At 39.9% G+C, this 16411-nt stretch carries 16 protein-coding genes; 7 read left to right on the forward strand and 9 right to left on the reverse strand.

The annotated features are described in order from the left end of the window. The first annotated feature begins 34 nt into the window (after positions 1-34). Together L4C37_RS18355 and asnB are read left to right on the forward strand one after the other, a co-directional pair. Complete coding sequence (locus L4C37_RS18355; RefSeq protein WP_429769386.1) at positions 35-1621, forward strand: cation:proton antiporter domain-containing protein; 1587 nt, start codon at positions 35-37, stop codon at positions 1619-1621. A 249-nt stretch (positions 1622-1870) separates the two neighbouring features. Next, complete coding sequence (gene asnB, locus L4C37_RS18360; protein ID WP_372266041.1) at positions 1871-3535, forward strand: asparagine synthase B; 1665 nt, start codon at positions 1871-1873, stop codon at positions 3533-3535. Positions 3536-3632: 97 nt separating this feature from the next. Here asnB and rfaH read toward each other — a convergent pair whose 3' ends face one another. The 4 genes from rfaH to htpG all read right to left on the reverse strand — a co-directional run bounded on the left by rfaH (position 3633) and on the right by htpG (position 8292). Continuing rightward, positions 3633-4139, reverse strand: a complete 507-nt coding sequence (gene rfaH / locus L4C37_RS18365) for a transcription/translation regulatory transformer protein RfaH (protein ID WP_273294730.1) — start codon at positions 4137-4139, stop codon at positions 3633-3635. A gap of 137 nt (positions 4140-4276) precedes the next feature. Continuing rightward, entirely contained in the window at positions 4277-5230 is a 954-nt protein-coding gene (gene hemH, locus L4C37_RS18370) for a ferrochelatase (protein WP_273294732.1), read from the reverse strand. 111 nt (positions 5231-5341) lie between these two features. Further along, positions 5342-5986, reverse strand: coding sequence for an adenylate kinase (adk, locus tag L4C37_RS18375; RefSeq protein ID WP_137374767.1), 645 nt, complete (start codon positions 5984-5986; stop codon positions 5342-5344). A 401-nt stretch (positions 5987-6387) separates the two neighbouring features. Beyond that, complete coding sequence (gene htpG / locus L4C37_RS18380; protein ID WP_429769387.1) at positions 6388-8292, reverse strand: molecular chaperone HtpG; 1905 nt, start codon at positions 8290-8292, stop codon at positions 6388-6390. Between the two features lie 272 nt (positions 8293-8564). On the opposite strand from htpG, the gene L4C37_RS18385 reads away from it, so the two are divergent. Both L4C37_RS18385 and L4C37_RS18390 read left to right on the forward strand, forming a co-directional pair. After that, complete coding sequence (locus L4C37_RS18385; protein WP_429769388.1) at positions 8565-9473, forward strand: winged helix-turn-helix domain-containing protein; 909 nt, start codon at positions 8565-8567, stop codon at positions 9471-9473. A gap of 1 nt (position 9474) precedes the next feature. Next, positions 9475-9990 (forward strand): regulatory protein ToxS, encoded by a 516-nt coding sequence (locus L4C37_RS18390; RefSeq protein ID WP_137374770.1) that lies wholly within the window; start codon positions 9475-9477, stop codon positions 9988-9990. A 99-nt stretch (positions 9991-10089) separates the two neighbouring features. Here L4C37_RS18390 and yfcE read toward each other — a convergent pair whose 3' ends face one another. The 5 genes from yfcE to L4C37_RS18415 form a co-directional block, all read right to left on the reverse strand. Beyond that, positions 10090-10635 carry a phosphodiesterase gene (gene yfcE, locus L4C37_RS18395; RefSeq protein ID WP_429769389.1) on the reverse strand — a complete coding sequence of 182 codons (546 nt, stop codon included), beginning with the start codon at positions 10633-10635 and terminating at the stop codon, positions 10090-10092. Between the two features lie 66 nt (positions 10636-10701). Continuing rightward, positions 10702-11109: a CBS domain-containing protein gene (locus tag L4C37_RS18400; RefSeq protein ID WP_137374772.1), complete on the reverse strand. Its 408-nt coding sequence runs from the start codon at positions 11107-11109 to the stop codon at positions 10702-10704. Further along, on the reverse strand, positions 11106-11456 hold the full coding sequence (locus L4C37_RS18405; protein WP_137374773.1) for a P-II family nitrogen regulator: 351 nt from the start codon (positions 11454-11456) through the stop codon (positions 11106-11108). The genes L4C37_RS18400 and L4C37_RS18405 overlap by 4 nt, the downstream gene beginning before the upstream one ends. Then, positions 11446-12240, reverse strand: coding sequence for a DUF1538 domain-containing protein (locus L4C37_RS18410; protein WP_273296024.1), 795 nt, complete (start codon positions 12238-12240; stop codon positions 11446-11448). The genes L4C37_RS18405 and L4C37_RS18410 overlap by 11 nt, the downstream gene beginning before the upstream one ends. After that, complete coding sequence (locus tag L4C37_RS18415; protein ID WP_429769390.1) at positions 12237-12971, reverse strand: DUF1538 family protein; 735 nt, start codon at positions 12969-12971, stop codon at positions 12237-12239. The genes L4C37_RS18410 and L4C37_RS18415 overlap by 4 nt, the downstream gene beginning before the upstream one ends. Before the next feature lie 316 nt (positions 12972-13287). Here L4C37_RS18415 and L4C37_RS18420 point away from each other — a divergent pair, with 316 nt between their 5' ends. The 3 genes from L4C37_RS18420 to L4C37_RS18430 all read left to right on the forward strand — a co-directional run bounded on the left by L4C37_RS18420 (position 13288) and on the right by L4C37_RS18430 (position 16405). Beyond that, the gene (locus tag L4C37_RS18420; protein ID WP_137374776.1) at positions 13288-14202 is read left to right on the forward strand and encodes a TIGR01777 family oxidoreductase; all 915 of its coding nucleotides are present in this window, start codon (positions 13288-13290) and stop codon (positions 14200-14202) included. Between the two features lie 46 nt (positions 14203-14248). Next, entirely contained in the window at positions 14249-15076 is an 828-nt protein-coding gene (locus L4C37_RS18425; protein WP_429769391.1) for an SDR family oxidoreductase, read from the forward strand. Positions 15077-15550: 474 nt separating this feature from the next. Then, positions 15551-16405: a co-chaperone YbbN gene (locus L4C37_RS18430; RefSeq protein ID WP_429769392.1), complete on the forward strand. Its 855-nt coding sequence runs from the start codon at positions 15551-15553 to the stop codon at positions 16403-16405. Positions 16406-16411 lie beyond the last annotated feature (6 nt).

The following is a 16411-nucleotide window of genomic DNA, read 5'->3' on the forward strand; positions in this document are numbered from 1 at the left end:
GTTTTTTTAAGCTAGGGAACAACAATAATAACTTATGGAACTTATTCTTATATCAACAGCGTTTATAGCTGGTTTCATCGCTCTTAAGTGCCACCTCCCTCCACTTGTGGGTTTTTTACTCGCGGGGTTTGGGCTTTATGCTGCGGGTTTTCAAACCAATGACACCATCATCACTCTATCTGACCTAGGTGTTACTCTCCTACTCTTTACCATTGGTTTAAAACTGGACATAAAAACCCTTCTCTCAAAAGAAATTTGGGCTGGTGCCACAGTACATAATCTACTCTCTACCCTCTTTTTTGCCCTGGCTTTATTTGCGTTTAAATTTCTTGGTGTTTCGGCACTGGTCAACATGTCCACCGAACAAATAGTTCTGCTTGGCTTTGCGCTTTCCTTTTCTAGTACAGTTTTCGCAGTCAAATCACTACAAGAAAAAGGTGAAATGAATGCTACCTACGGCACCTTAGCGATTGGTATTCTGGTCATGCAAGATATCTTTGCAGTGGTCTTCCTAACCGCATCCACAGGGAAGATTCCTGAGTGGTACGCTATTGCGCTATTCGCACTTCCGCTTCTTCGCCCTATTTTTTATAAAGTACTAGACTGGGTCGGGCATGGGGAGATGTTAGTTCTCTTCGGGATCTTCTTTGCTTTAGTCGTCGGTGCTGGGTTATTCGAATTGGTAGGAATGAAAGCAGATTTAGGTGCGCTCGTTTTAGGTATGTTACTGGCTGGTCACTCTAAAGCCTCAGAACTGTCTAAATCACTGTTCAACCTCAAAGAGTTGTTCCTTGTTTGTTTCTTCTTAAATATTGGGTTGTCGGATCAACCTACAGTCCAAGGCTTTGCTCTTGCTCTTCTATTTTTATTGCTACTTCCAATTAAAGGCATTTTATACTTTTGGGTTCTCAATAAGTTTAAATTTAGAGTTCGAACATCGCTATTAGCTTCTCTATCCTTATTTAACTACAGCGAATTTGGGTTAATTGTTGGTGGGCTTGCTTTCAAGATGGGATGGATGTCAGGCGATATACTTGTAGCAGTCGCAATTGCGGTCTCCCTTTCCTTCATTATTGCAGCTCCGCTAAATAGGGCAGGTCACAAGCTTTACCAGCAATCAGGCAAATGGTTAAAAGAGCACGCGGCAGAAAACCTTAACCAACGGGATCAATTAATCGATCCAGGTCGCGCTCAAGTTTTAATCTTAGGTATGGGGCGTATCGGCACTGGTGCTTATGACGAATTGAGATCCCGTTACGGAAAAGTAAGCCTAGGAGTTGAAGTCCGTGAAGAAGGTGCCCATGTTCATAGAAGCCATGGTCGAAATGTAATATCAGGCGATGCAACCGATCCAGATTTTTGGGAGCGTATACTTGATACTGCTAATGTAAAGCTCGTTATTCTAGCGATGCCGCACCACCAAGGTAACCAAATTGCCTTAGAGCAGCTTCAAACCCGTCAATTCAAAGGGCAAATTGCTGCCATCGCTGAATACCAAGATCAGCTAGACTCACTGAAAGAACAAGGCGTAGATGCAGCATTTAATATCTATAGTGAAGCTGGTAGTGGTTTTGCTCGACATGTCTGCGATCAACTCCAACCGCAAATCGTTAAGCTTTAGGCTTCAGGCTTCAGGCTTCAGGCTTCAGGCGAAAATACCTCATTAATTTATCTTTTTAGATTAATTTTTGAGGTATTTGGTCAACCTCCGCACAGAAAGTTGATCTCATCTAACAAAATGGCATTTTAATTAAATAAATTCTAATCAAACGTCTTTTAAATAATTATTTTATTGATATTCGGTTGCTTTTTTTAGTCAGAATGGCAAATTGAATACAGTTGATTTAGAAATTATTTAAAAGGAAGTTCTATGTGTTCAGTATTTGGCATTCTTGATATTAAAAGTGATGCTGCAGCACTTCGCCCTGTTGCTCTTGAGATGTCTAAAAAATTACGTCATCGTGGTCCTGATTGGTCTGGTATTTATGCTGGTGAGAAAGCAATTTTAGCTCACGAACGTCTTGCTATCGTAGGCTTAAATAGTGGTGCTCAACCTCTATACAGCCAAGATAAGAAACACATCCTTGCAGTAAATGGTGAAATCTATAATCACAAAGAACTTCGTGCTCGCTATGAAGATAAGTACCATTTCCAAACAGACTCAGATTGTGAAGTTATCTTAGCGCTTTACCAAGAAATGGGCGCCGATCTTCTAGAAGAATTGAATGGTATTTTTGCATTCGTACTTTACGATGAAGAAAAAGATGAGTACCTGGTGGGTCGTGACCACATCGGTATCATCCCTCTTTATCAAGGCTATGATGAAAACGGTAACTACTACGTTGCCTCGGAAATGAAAGCACTAGTACCTGTATGTAAAACAGTGAGTGAATTTCCTCCAGGTAGCTTCTACAGCTCAAAAGATGCTGAACCTCAACGTTACTACACTCGTGATTGGAACGAATATGCCGCCGTTCAAGGTAACAGCACTAGTAAAGAAGAACTTACTGAAGCACTAGAAGCAGCCGTTAAACGCCAGCTAATGACAGATGTACCTTATGGTGTACTTCTTTCTGGTGGTCTTGATTCATCAATCACGTCTGCAGTAGCTAAACGTTATGCCGCTATGCGTATTGAAGACGATGAGCAATCTGAAGCTTGGTGGCCACAATTGCACTCATTTGCTGTCGGTTTAGAAGGCGCTCCAGATCTGATTGCTGCGCGTGAAGTCGCAGATAAGATTGGTACTGTTCACCACGAAATGACTTACACCATTCAAGAAGGTCTGGATGCTATCCGTGATGTTATTTACCACATTGAAACATATGATGTAACAACTATTCGCGCTTCAACTCCAATGTACTTACTTGCTCGTAAAATCAAAGCAATGGGCATCAAAATGGTACTTTCTGGAGAAGGTGCTGATGAAATATTTGGTGGTTACTTATACTTCCACAAAGCACCAAACGCTCAAGAGTTTCATGAAGAAACCGTACGTAAGCTCCTTGCTCTGAACATGTTTGACTGTGCTCGTGCAAACAAATCACTTGCGGCTTGGGGTGTTGAAGGTCGTGTTCCATTCTTGGACAAAGAGTTCATTGATGTGGCAATGCGCCTCAACCCTGAAGACAAAATGTGTGGCAACGGTAAGATGGAGAAACACATTCTACGCGAGTGTTTCGAAGACTATCTGCCAGACTCAATTGCATGGCGTCAAAAAGAGCAGTTCTCTGATGGTGTTGGCTATGAATGGATTGACACATTGAAAGCAACTGCGGAAGCTAAGGTTACAGATCAACAGCTAGAAACGGCAGCTTTCCGATTCCCATACAACACGCCAACGACAAAAGAAGGCTATGCTTATCGTGAAATCTTTGCTGAGCTATTCCCTCTTGAATCTGCAGCAGAGTGTGTTCCTGGCGGCCCTTCAGTAGCTTGCTCATCGGCAAAAGCAATTGAATGGGATGAGTCATTCAAAAACTGTGTTGATCCTTCAGGTCGTGCAGTTCAAGCCGTCCATAACGATGCTTACTAAAGTTTAATTCATTAAAAATACAAAAGGCGCTTATTAAAAGCGCCTTTTTCATATTTAAAAATTACATTGTTAGTAAATATTCATTACGAACGAAATGTTAGCATGCGAACGCCAAATTTTGAGTTTCAACGCTAACGGGAACCACTTGGCTAATCATTTTAACCAGAATAATCGAACGCATTTCACCATCTTTTTCTTGGTATAGCGCTTCCATTCCAGCAAATTGTCCATTAGTCACCTTCACCATATCACCGTAGCTTGGTGATATATTTAATTCCGTACAAGAAAGCTTTTCTTTCTTTTCTAACTGCTTAAGTTCATACAGCAAATCGCCTTGAACTTCATAAGGTACGGAACCAAATTGAATAAAGTCCACAACACCTCTTGTAGAACGAATAGTCGTAAAACTCGGACCGTTCTCATAATCAAAGCGAACAAACATGTAAGAAGGGAATAACGGTTCTTGAACGACCTTTTGCTTTCCTCTTACTGTTTTTTTGACATCAATTTGAGGATAAAAACACTCTATATTTTGATTTTCTAAGTGTAATTTTGCTCTACATTGATCTCCACGCTTACAGTATAGTAAATACCAACGTTTCATATATCTAAGCCATTTATTTATTTATATTCTATTTAACACCACCAACTATACAGAATGACGTATCTGAATAATTTTGGAGATACTAACCCACTGTACTCTCGAATTCTACGGTTAAGTTTTATATTTATCTAATGAAATTATGAAACAAGCTGCTTCATCATATCAATGTGTTGATCGCTATCATTTAAACAACTGATATAACTAAATCTTTCACCACCAGCCTCTAAAAATATTTCTTGGCACTGATCAGAAATCTCTTCTAATGTTTCTAAACAGTCGACTGAAAATGCCGGAGCCATAATATCTAATTTTTTGATTCCACGCTTTGGAAGCTCTTCCAGAGTTTTGTCTGTATAAGGTTTTAACCATTCTTCACGCCCAAAACGCGACTGATACGTCATCCCTATCTGATCCTTATTTAGCCCTAATTCTGCCGCAAGTAACTCGGTCGTTTCTTCACAATGATTAGGGTAGATATCACCTTCATCGGCTAAACGTTTAGGAATACCATGATAAGAGCACAATAAATAATCCCCTCGACCATTACTTTCCCAATGCTCTCTAACACTCGCTGCTAAGGCTTTGATATATAAAGGCTGTGAATAGTAATCACGAATGAACTGATAGCTAGGGAGCACCGGAAGTGTTTTAAAAGCTTTAGTTAAGCCATCAGAAACTGCGGCTGTAGTGGTTCCTGAATATTGAGGATATAGAGGCAAGACAATAACCTCTTCAACCCCTTGAGACATAAGTGTCTCTATACCAGATTTTAAGCTGGGATTCCCGTAAGTCATTCCAAGAGCCACTGGCATATCTAGCTTCGCTTGTAACTTTTCCACCTGACGTAGTGAATATACAAGTAACGGTGAGCCATCATCCATCCAAACTGACTGATACAACTTTGCAACTTTGGGAGAGCGAATAGGTAAGATTACACCATGGAGTATAGGACACCATAACCAACGAGTAAGGTTCACTACACGTTTATCATGTAGGAATTCACCTAAAAACTTCCTAACCGCGGCAGGTGTTGCTTCATCTGGTGTGCCAAGGTTAACAAGCAAGACACCCTGTTTTTTATTATTTTCCATATTTACCTAAGACGATCACTGATGAATATAAAATCCATACAATTTAAAAATAAAAAAGCGACCAAAAGGTCGCTTCTAATATATCAAATTATAAAACTGGCTGTTAGCCAATTATGATAACGCTTTCTCAAGTTCAGCACTAACTTCTGCAACTTGCTTAGTACCGTCAAATTTAAGGTACTTAGTATTGCCAGCTTCCGCTTCTTTACCGTAGTAAGAGATCAGCGGTGCTGTTTGCTCATGGTAAACACCTAAACGAGCACGTACTGTTTCTTCTTTGTCATCATCACGAACAACAAGGTCTTCACCAGTAATGTCATCTTTACCTTCAACCTTAGATGGGTTGAAAACAACATGGTATGTACGACCTGAAGCTAGGTGAGCACGACGACCCGCCATACGCTCAACAATAACGTCATCAGCTACATCAAATTCAACAACGTAGTCAACTGTAATACCCATTTCTTTTAAGCCATCAGCTTGTGGAATGGTGCGAGGGAAACCATCTAAAAGGAAACCTTTCTCACAATCATCTTGAGCGATACGCTCTTTGATAAGACCAAGAATGATTTCATCAGACACTAGTTGACCAGCATCGATCACAGACTTTGCTTGCTTACCAAGCTCAGTGCCCGCTTTGATAGCAGCACGAAGCATGTCACCAGTAGAAATTTGAGGTACACCAAATTTATTCATGATGAAGTTAGCTTGAGTACCTTTACCAGCACCTGGAGCACCTAGAAGGATGATGCGCATGTTGAATCCTCTTATAAAAAATATGATTTATACCGAAGCTCACTATTAGCAAACACTCACAATTAGCATTACTAGTATTCAGTAACACCGGGCAACTCTCAAAAACTGAGAACGCATGAAATGGCTAACAATAAGTTCTAGCGGTAAGTTTCGGTATAATGTTTAAAGTAAAATTGGTTTAACTTGGAAAGAAAAACTTAATCTAAACGTCTATTTAGGTCGGCATTCTACCACATTAATATTCAGTTTTGCTGAATTTAAGACTAAAGAATATATAAGTATGGCAACCTAATAAAGTTGCCAACCAGAATAATCTAAAACAATACAATATCGACGATAATCATCAAAAAAGCCCGTAATAACGAGCTTTTTATTGACCAACTAAAATATTGTATGATTAATTAACCTTTAGTCAATAGGTTATTAATTGCACCTAAAAATTGAGATGGGTCTTCCATTGAGCCTTTTTCAGCTAGCATAGCTTGACCTAGAAGCACTTCAACCCAGCGACCAAATGCTTGCTCGTCAGCTTCATCAGCCATCTGTTTTACCAGCGCGTGTTCAGGGTTAATTTCAAAAATATACTTAACTTCTGGGGCTGCTTGACCTGCAGCTTCAAGAAGCTTAGCCATCTGTGTGCCCATTTCAAAATCATCTGTCACGACAACTGCCGGAGTATTCGCAAGCTTAAACGTAGTTCGAACTTCTTTAACACGCTCACCAAGGTAAGACTGAGTACGTTCAACAACAGATTTAAACTCTTCTTCTGTTTCTTTCTGCTTTTCTTTTTCTTCTTCACCTTCGAACTTACTTAAATCCAAGCCTGCTTTAGTGATAGATTGGAATTGCTTACCATCGAAGTCCGTTAAGTAGTTCATTAGGAATTCATCGATACGATCAAACATAAGAACAACTTCAATACCTTTCGCTTTAAACTGCTCTAAGTGAGGGCTGTTTTTTGCGGCTGCGTAGCTGTCTGCTGTTAAGTAATAAATCTTATCTTGCCCTTCCTTCATACGCTCAACGTAAGAAGCAAGATCGACAGTTTGATCAGAGGAATCAGCATGAGTCGATGCAAAACGTAATAGACCGGCAATCTTCTCTTTGTTACCCATGTCTTCAGCAGGGCCTTCTTTCATGACTAAACCGAATTCTTTCCAAAATTCTAGGTACTTTTCATTGTCATTCTTAGCCATGCGTTCAAGCATAGTAAGTACACGCTTAGTACATGCACCACGAAGCGATTGAGTCACTTTGTTATCTTGTAAAATTTCACGAGATACGTTTAGTGGTAAATCATTTGAATCAATCAAACCACGAACAAAACGCATGTATGAAGGCATGAATTGCTCTGCATCATCCATAATGAATACGCGTTGTACATAAAGTTTTAGACCACTTTTATGATCGCGGTTCATCATATCCCATGGTGCTTTCGCGGGAATATAAAGTAGGCTTGTGTAATCGTTTTTGCCTTCAACTTTATTGTGGCTCCACGTTAGTGGATCAGCAAAGTCATTAGATACATGCTTATAGAACTCTTGGTACTCTTCTTTTTCGATATCAGACTTATTACGAGTCCATAAAGCCTGAGCTTTATTTATCTGCTCCCATTTTTTCTCTTCAGTATCTTTGCCTTCTTCATCCTTTACTGCTGTTAAGATTGAAACAGGAATACCGATGTGATCAGAGTACTTACCAATAACCTCACGTAAGCGCCATTCATTTAAGAACTCTTTACCATCTTCACGCATATGAAGAATGATATCGGTGCCGCGAGACTCTTTAGTAATATCTTCAATCGTGTAATCGCCTTCACCAGCAGAAGACCATTGAACAGCTTGATCATTTGCAGCACCAGCGGCACGAGTACGTACAGTTACCGCGTCAGCAACAATAAATGCAGAATAGAAACCAACACCAAACTGACCAATTAATTGTGAATCTTTGCTCTGGTCATCTGATAGCTTTGAGAAAAAATCAGCCGTTCCTGATTTAGCAATCGTACCTAAATGTTCAATAACATCATCACGGCTCATACCTATGCCATTGTCAGAAATGGTTAAAGTATTGGTTTCAGCACTGAAAGAAAGCTTCACACCTAAATCAGCATCACCTTGGTATAAATCACCATTTGATAAAGCTTGGAAGCGAAGCTTATCGGCAGCATCAGATGCGTTAGAAATCAATTCACGAAGGAAAATCTCTTTATTTGAATACAATGAATGAATCATTAAGTGAAGTAATTGTTTTACTTCAGATTGAAAGCCACGAGTTTCTTTATTTTGCGTTGCTGTTTCGCTCATTTTTACTCCAAAACATCTATACTGATAATAGTAATTCGAGATTCAGCCCACCTTGCAGGGCTGACATATGTTCATTAACATGAGGATGACAAATGTAAATTCAAGGTCAAAAAACATAAAAACACTGTTTTTTTGTTTTGTTTTGATTATGCTTGCCTCGCCAAACTATAAAAGAACATCAAACAAACCTGAATATGAATTCATTTTGAAGCGGTTTTCACTCCAGGTTATGTATGAGCAATTAAGAATCATCTCCAATATAGAAGAATTCAATGAGTAATATAGGCACTAAGTTTATTCTCGCACAACGGTTTGTATTTGACCCAAACAGCAACTCGCTAGTTGATCAAATGAATGACAGTGACGTCGTTCGTCTTGGCAGTAATGAAAGCCGCATTCTACTTATGCTGTCAGAAAGGCCGAACGAAGTCATTACCCGTAATGAACTGCATGAATATGTATGGCGAGATCAAGGCTTTGAAGTGGATGATTCAAGCCTAACTCAAGCCGTATCAACATTACGTAAGATGCTCAAGGATTCGACAAAATCACCTGAATTTGTCAAAACTGTGCCCAAACGAGGCTACCAATTTATTGCGAGTGTTGAACGTTCTGCACCTCTTTCTTCTAGCGACACTCCAATCAATATAGACACCTCTATATTAGGTAAAAGCCTAGATAAAGAAATCGAATTTTCTGAGCCCGAAGCACAGGAAGTTGAACGACCAACAGCCCAACATGAATCACAACACGTAGCAGAAAGCGTTCTAGAGGCACCAAAGGTTGGGACTCCAGCAAAAATAATGGCTCAAGAAAACCCATGGCTTAGCCGTGGTATTATTTTGTTTGCTCTTTTACTGCCTATATTGGTGCTTGCTTTTACCACGCCTGCTCAATCAGATTTTCGAACGTTATCAACCGTGAACTCAGTTGATATTTTATACCCAATGAATCACCCGACTTTAGATTCATGGTTACCTGCGATAGAAAAATGTGTAGTGCATTATACGAATGAGCACCAAGGTGAACTCAAACCATCACAAGTGATTGCTACTGGTGGACAAGGTAATCAGCTAGTGTTGAATTATGTACACTCTCAAGAGCATTCAAGTGAAAATATTACTTTGAGAATTTTTGCTAACCAAACCGATTTAAGCACAATATGCAAAGGAAACCACTAGTATGAAATTGAAAGTATCTCTACTAATGCTTGTGGCTTCAGCAATTCTAAGTGGTTGGTTATATTGGGGAAGCGATGCGAAAGTAGAACAGCTTCTCACATCCCGAGAATGGCAGTCTAAGATGGTTACCTTACTGAATGAAGTCGTTCAAGAAGATGCTATTGGTCCGCTGCGCCGTGTTGAATTACAGTCAAATGCAAAGTATTTACCTAATGGTACTTACATACGTATATCTGTTGTGCACTTGTTTGTAGAGGAAAGCGAAACGCCAAATATCATCAATATTTCAGAAACAGGTCAGTGGGATATTAATGATAATTACCTGCTCATCTCTCCAACTGAATTTAAAGATGTCTCATCTGCACAAAGTAAAGACTTTACTCAAGACCAACTAAAACTGATTACTCAAGTAATTAAAATGGACGCGGAGCAAAGCAGAAGAATTGATATTGTTAACCAGAAGACGTTGTTACTGACTAGCTTAAACCACGGCTCTACCGTGCTCTTTTCAAACTAGTATTAAAGCTTCTAGATAAAATATTAAAAGGTCAGCGATTTGCTGACCTTTTTAGTTTTATTTTTTGGTATTAACTCAATCGTCTAAAGAACATTACGATTAAAGACGCCCTGAAATCAGTGACTCATTTGCTAAACTGAATACTTCAAAGCATCCATCTTGATAAATACCATAGCTTGCTGGATGTCCTTCTCGCGGAAAAGTCACTGAGCTAGGGTTGAATATGAATATTCCAGATTGATATTCCGCTACAGGGATATGAGTATGCCCATGTGCAAGTACATCGCCCTCTTTTAGAGGCGGTCTCTTACCACTATTAAATAAGTGCCCATGTGTTAAAAATAGACGACGACCTGATTCCAACAATACCCACGCATAATCAGACATCATTGGGAACGACAGCAACATTTGATCCACTTCGCTATCACAATTACCGCGCACTGCGATAATTTGATCAGAATACATATTTAACGCTTCTGCCACTTGGGGCGGGTTATACCCTTCAGGAATCGGGTTTCTTGGACCGTGATTAAGCGTATCACCCAATAAAATCAAATGATCACAACCTGACTCAACATATCGCTGAAGTACTTCTTTTGTTGCTGGCAACGAACCATGCAAATCAGAGGCAAAGAACAATTTCACGCTTACTTCTCCCTAAAATTAGTCAGGTCATTGTATTCGTATTCCTGAGAGTAAAAAAGTCAGAGTTTATAGATCACCTTTAGCCATACCATTAATCACAATATTATTGTAACTAACCATTCCAATGATCTTACCCTCAGAAATAACTGGCGCCCGGCTAATACCGAAACGTTCAAATAACCGAGCACAATATTTTACATTCATATCAGCTGAAACAGCCAAAGCTGGCTTAGTCATAATTTCATAAATATTAGTGCGCTTTGATGAACGGTTCTTCGCCAGTACTTTCTTAGCAATGTCATTCATCAGCACAATACCGTATTCATCATCGTCATGACGCTTATCAACAATCAAAGCCTTAACCTTATGATTTCTGGCTAACTCTATTCCTTCATGAACACTTGTTAAGCCATCCACAAGAACATATGTGTTTGCCATTACGTCTCTCACGCGCACTTTTTCATGAGTTGTCATAGCTCCCCCTCAACAACTTTCGTTAACGTTTCTACTTGGTGTGCCACACCAACAGCATCTTCAATATCAATCTGCACGGCAATACCTTGACCTGACTCTTTATCAAATTCACCAACCTCTCCTATTCTCTCTAAAATATGCCGAGATAGGTGCTCTTCCACCACAAACAGCAACACATCTTTTTGTACCTCTAGTGTCAGCCCAAAGAAGGTGCGTTTTTGGTTTAAGCCTTGCCCTCTCGCATGGTTAATGACCGTTGCACCAGTCGCTCCGGCGCTCCGTGCTGCATCAAGTACCATGTCTGTTTTACTGTCTTCTACAAATGCCAAGATAAGTTTAAAGCGCATCTCTTTTCTCCTTAGCGGCTCGAGAGTTGTTTAACCATTGAGTTATCTGTGCGTAACTCATAACGGAAATAATGGGGAATAAACTGGCAAAGGCAATCAAACCAAAGCCATCAATAACAGGATTTCGTCCAGGAACCGTAGAGGCAAGCCCGAGCCCTAAAGCCGTGACAAGAGGAACCGTTACTGTTGATGTTGTGACACCACCTGAATCATAAGCCAGTGGGACAATCAGTTTAGGAGCATAAAATGTTTGTATCACCACAACTACATAGCCAGTAATGATGTAGTAATGAATAGGATCACCTGCCACAATTCGATAACTCCCCAAAGAAATACCAAAAGCCACTCCAAGTGCAACAGCAATTCTCAAGCCATTAACGCTAATACTGCCACCAGAAACTTGGTTGGCTTTTATTGCTACAGCAATTAATGAGGGCTCTGCAATGGTGGTACTAAATCCAATAAAAAAAGCGAATAGATATACCCAGTAGTAATCAAACCAAGTAAGGACTAACCCAGAACTTATTTTAAATTCAGTCAGAAATTCAGGCTCTGTCAACTGCATAGCCATTGTCTCCCCCAGCGGAAACAGTGCTAATTCTAGCCCGAGTAAAAATAGCGAAAGTCCAAGAATCACGTAAAAGAAACCCAGTAAAACCGTGCCTAGGTTCTTAACTGGCTTCCTCAATACAGCAAATTGAAAACCAAAGATAATCGCCGCGATAGGAATTACATCGCTTACAGTGCTAATAAAAGTTGCGATGAACTGATTAAGACTGATCATGTCATCACCATTCCATAAATCATTACAAACATCATTGGCAGTAACGAAGCAAAAGCGATCAACCCAAAGCCGTCAACCATTGGGTTTCTACCTTTAATTGCAGAAGCTAGCCCTACACCTAAAGCAGTGACTAATGGAACAGTAATAGTAGAGGTAGTCACTCCCCCTGAGTCATAAGCAATCCCAATAATATTTTGTGGAGCAAATCCTGTCAGGATCACGACACCTATATAGCCACCTATGATCATGTAATGAATTGGCCACCCTTTTAGAATTCTTAAAACACCAAGTAAAATAGCTAAGCCAACTGAAACAGCGACAGTCAACCTAAGTCCGTCTGCATAATTTTCCATGTCATGCTCATTGTTTGGAATAACACCACCTTCAGCAGCCACCTCTGCTGCTTCTGCAGTAACAGCCGTTAAAGCGGGCTCTGCTATCGTGGTACCAAACCCCAAACAAAAAGCAAAAATTAGTAGCCAAAACACACTTCCTTTTCGAGCAAAGGATTGAGCCATAGATTCCCCTATTGGAAACAGCCCCATTTCAAGCCCAAAAATAAAAAATGTAAGCCCAAGCACCACCAGAATTAATCCAAATAAAATAGACAATAAGTTTGGCAATGGCTCTTGAAGTACCACCAACTGAAAAAATGCAATAACAACAACGATCGGTAGCAGATCCCTAAAACTACCTAACATGGCTTTTAGTAAAGCGAGCACTGCTGACATTCATTCTCCTTAAATGGCTCTACATACTTATAGTAATTACGTGTTTTTATTAGTGAGCCAATTCCTATAACGCAGAGTAATCATGGCAAATAGTCATCAGCAATGGTGTGACGAACCTAAAGCGCTAAGTAACCCCTATTATTTTTTATTGTAAATGTGATGTTTAGAGGGGTTTAAAAAGTGAGCAACCGTTCTAGAAGCCTAATACTGCACTATCACAATAATGAAACTAATTGATCGTTATAGTGAAAGTGACGTATTGAATTAGCCAATCAAAACAAGCCATGTCTATAATTAAAAAGATTGGGAGGGATTTATGAAGATATTGTTGACTGGCGGGACTGGATTTATCGGTTCTGAACTAATAAAAAGCTGGAATACACACGAGGTAACTTTACTCACACGTGATCCAAGTAAAGCTAAGCAAAACCTTAGCCATATAAACCAAAATAATATTCGCTACATTCAATCACTAGATAATTTGAATGATCTCAACGGGTTTACCGCAGTCATCAACTTAGCCGGGGAACCAATAGCCGATAAAAGATGGACCGCTACACAAAAAGAAGAAATTTGTCATAGCCGTTGGAATATTACGGAAAAAATCGTCTCGCTTATTCACGCAAGTACTGAGCCGCCTGAAGTTTTTATCAGTGGTTCTGCCGTCGGTTATTATGGTGACCAACAAGAACACCCTTTTGATGAAAGCCTGCATGTTTATCACATGAACTTTCCTCATCAAGTTTGTTCTCATTGGGAAGATATCGCTAAGCGCGCCCAATCAAACATGACTCGCGTCCTTTTACTCAGAACAGGAATCGTTCTGGGCAAGCATGGCGGAGCACTTCAAAAAATGCTGTTACCTTACAAATTAGGGCTAGGTGGTCCTATAGGCTCTGGAAAGCAATATATGCCGTGGATTCATATACTCGATATGGTAAGGGCCATTAATCACTTACTTGCCACCCAACATGCTCAGGGAGAGTTCAACTTATGTGCTCCTCACCCTGCGACTAATAAACAATTTAGTCAAACCTTAGCCAAACAGCTCAGAAGACCTCATATTTTATTCACACCTAAATGGGCAATGTCACTACTCATGGGTGAGTCTTCTTGCCTACTCTTTGACAGCATAAGAGCAAAACCAAAGAAGCTGACAGAAATGGGGTTTATATTTAGTTACTCAAGAGTTGAACCAGCGTTAAAAAATTTATTACAACACCCTAATTAATTCTTTATTCTAACAAGATGCTTATTACTTGATTTAGGTTCATTTTGTGAAGAAATCCATTTTAATTACAGGTTGTTCAAGCGGTATTGGCTATACCACAGCTCACTACCTCAATAGTCATGGTTTCCATGTTATTGCCTCCTGCAGAAAGTCCGAGGATGTTCAGCGGCTTCAAGAAGAAGGGTTAACTTGCATTCAACTAGACCTTACCTCTGAACAAAGTATTGAAGAAGGTGCGAAACAGGCTATCTCTCTATCTGACAATGGTTTATATGCTCTCTTCAATAATGGAGCGTATGGGCAAGCCGGTGCACTAGAAGATCTTCCTACACAAGGTCTAAGGGAGCAATTCGAAACTAACTTCTTTGGCTGGCATCACCTTGTGCTGCAAATTCTTCCTCATATGCGAGAAAATGATAAAGGACGAATTATCCAAAATAGCTCTGTACTAGGGTTTGCAGCAATGAAATACAGAGGGGCATATAACGCGTCTAAATTTGCTATTGAGGGCTGGACGGATACTTTAAGGCTTGAACTACATAGCTCAAACATACACGTATCAATAATCCAACCCGGTCCGATTGAAACTCAATTCAGGGCAAATGCGCTACTATCTTTCAAACGCTGGATAACCCCATCAGATAGCTATCATAAAGCGGCTTATGAACAACAATTACAAAGGCTTTCAAACACAGGTTCCAACAATGCTTTCGTTCTTCCCCCTGAAAGTTGCATCAAGCCTGTTATGCATGCTCTTACTGCGAGTAAGCCCAAACTAAGGTATCGAATTACGACACCGACAAAAGTGTTTTCAGTATTAAAGCGAATTCTACCAAGTCGCTGGCTCGACCCCTTATTAAGAAAAGCGGCTTAAAATCCATTAAAATAAATTACATTTTTACACGAAGATTCACAGAATTAGATGTAACGATGTAATTTTTCCGTAACAATAAGATGTCAATATCGAACCTGAGCTATCCATGCATCCATTATGTGAATAGAAAGGAAATCAATGACATTAAACTTACTAAATTGGGTTGGCGTGAGCGTTGCTATAACCTTATTTATAATATTTTGAATAGTTTACCGCTTATCTCATCACGCCTCTTTACTGCCGAATTACTTAATCCATTAATAAATCTATCTTTTACGCTACGAAACTTATGAGCTGGAACCCTACTTCCCGCAGAGTTTCGTAGCCTCATCGATTTCATCTCGTTATTTCTTTCACCCTATTATTCATTACCTTCTAGCTCATAGTGATAAGAAATACATAACGTTAAACTTGAAGTTATTGAAAGCTCACCCCATATTTGCAGCGTACCCATAAAATATTCAAGGAACGTCAATGCAATCTCCGCATATTGTTGAACTCAATGAACAGAACTTTCGCCAAATTTTAGAAGGTTCAATGCAGGCACCTGTACTCATTCATTTTTGGGCGCCGATGAGCCAAGAAAGTGCGCAAATCATCCCAGAGCTTCAAACACTCACACAGCAATATAATGGGGCTTTCACACTTGCTTTACTCAACTGCGAACAAGAACAAGCAATTGCGGGACAATTTGGTGTACAAGCTTTACCGACAATCGCATTGTTTGTGAATGGTCAGCCCGTTGATGGTTTAGGTGGTCCTCAATCCATCGAAGCTATAACTGAAATGCTAAATAAACACCTGCCAAGCCAAGATGAACTTGCATTACGCCAATCTCTAGAACTCATGCAAGCTGGAGATTACACTCAGGCACTCGCGGGCATGCAACAATTACCCGAAGAGCTTTCAAAAAAAGGCGAAGTCAAACTTGCGATTGCAGAATGCTTATTAGAAACACAACAATTTGATTTAGCAGATACACAACTTCAAACTATCCCTCTCGAATATCAAGATAATTACTATAAAGGGCTAGTTGCTAAGCTTGAGTTACATAAACAAGCAGCTGATAGCCCAGAAATCCAAGCATTGGAAGCAGCACTTGCGTCTAATCCTACTGATGAGAAATCAGCATCAGAGCTTGCTCTGCAGTATCACCAAGTTAATCGTAGTGAAGAAGCATTAGAGCTGTTATGGGGCTTCTTACAAAAGAACCTCAATGCTCACGATGGCGATATGAAAAAAGCCTTCATGGATATTTTAAGTGCGCTAGGACAAAGTAATGCATCAGCAAGTAAATACCGTCGCCAACTGTATTCACTACTTTATTAATCATCA

The organism is Vibrio kagoshimensis, assembly GCF_050337535.1.
Classification (GTDB): Bacteria; Pseudomonadota; Gammaproteobacteria; order Enterobacterales; family Vibrionaceae; genus Vibrio; species Vibrio gallaecicus.

Excerpts from the sequence above, each read along its gene's own strand:
- L4C37_RS18355 (WP_429769386.1), top strand. The coding sequence starts at position 35 with ATGGAACTTATTCTTATATCAACAGCGTTTATAGCTGGTTTCATCGCT.
- asnB (WP_372266041.1), top strand. The coding sequence starts at position 1,871 with ATGTGTTCAGTATTTGGCATTCTTGATATTAAAAGTGATGCTGCAGCA.
- rfaH (WP_273294730.1), bottom strand. The coding sequence starts at position 4,139 with ATGAAACGTTGGTATTTACTATACTGTAAGCGTGGAGATCAATGTAGA.
- hemH (WP_273294732.1), bottom strand. The coding sequence starts at position 5,230 with ATGGAAAATAATAAAAAACAGGGTGTCTTGCTTGTTAACCTTGGCACA.
- adk (WP_137374767.1), bottom strand. The coding sequence starts at position 5,986 with ATGCGCATCATCCTTCTAGGTGCTCCAGGTGCTGGTAAAGGTACTCAA.
- htpG (WP_429769387.1), bottom strand. The coding sequence starts at position 8,292 with ATGAGCGAAACAGCAACGCAAAATAAAGAAACTCGTGGCTTTCAATCT.
- L4C37_RS18385 (WP_429769388.1), top strand. The coding sequence starts at position 8,565 with ATGAGTAATATAGGCACTAAGTTTATTCTCGCACAACGGTTTGTATTT.
- L4C37_RS18390 (WP_137374770.1), top strand. The coding sequence starts at position 9,475 with ATGAAATTGAAAGTATCTCTACTAATGCTTGTGGCTTCAGCAATTCTA.
- L4C37_RS18400 (WP_137374772.1), bottom strand. The coding sequence starts at position 11,109 with ATGACAACTCATGAAAAAGTGCGCGTGAGAGACGTAATGGCAAACACA.
- L4C37_RS18405 (WP_137374773.1), bottom strand. The coding sequence starts at position 11,456 with ATGCGCTTTAAACTTATCTTGGCATTTGTAGAAGACAGTAAAACAGAC.
- L4C37_RS18410 (WP_273296024.1), bottom strand. The coding sequence starts at position 12,240 with ATGATCAGTCTTAATCAGTTCATCGCAACTTTTATTAGCACTGTAAGC.
- L4C37_RS18415 (WP_429769390.1), bottom strand. The coding sequence starts at position 12,971 with ATGTCAGCAGTGCTCGCTTTACTAAAAGCCATGTTAGGTAGTTTTAGG.
- L4C37_RS18420 (WP_137374776.1), top strand. The coding sequence starts at position 13,288 with ATGAAGATATTGTTGACTGGCGGGACTGGATTTATCGGTTCTGAACTA.
- L4C37_RS18430 (WP_429769392.1), top strand. The coding sequence starts at position 15,551 with ATGCAATCTCCGCATATTGTTGAACTCAATGAACAGAACTTTCGCCAA.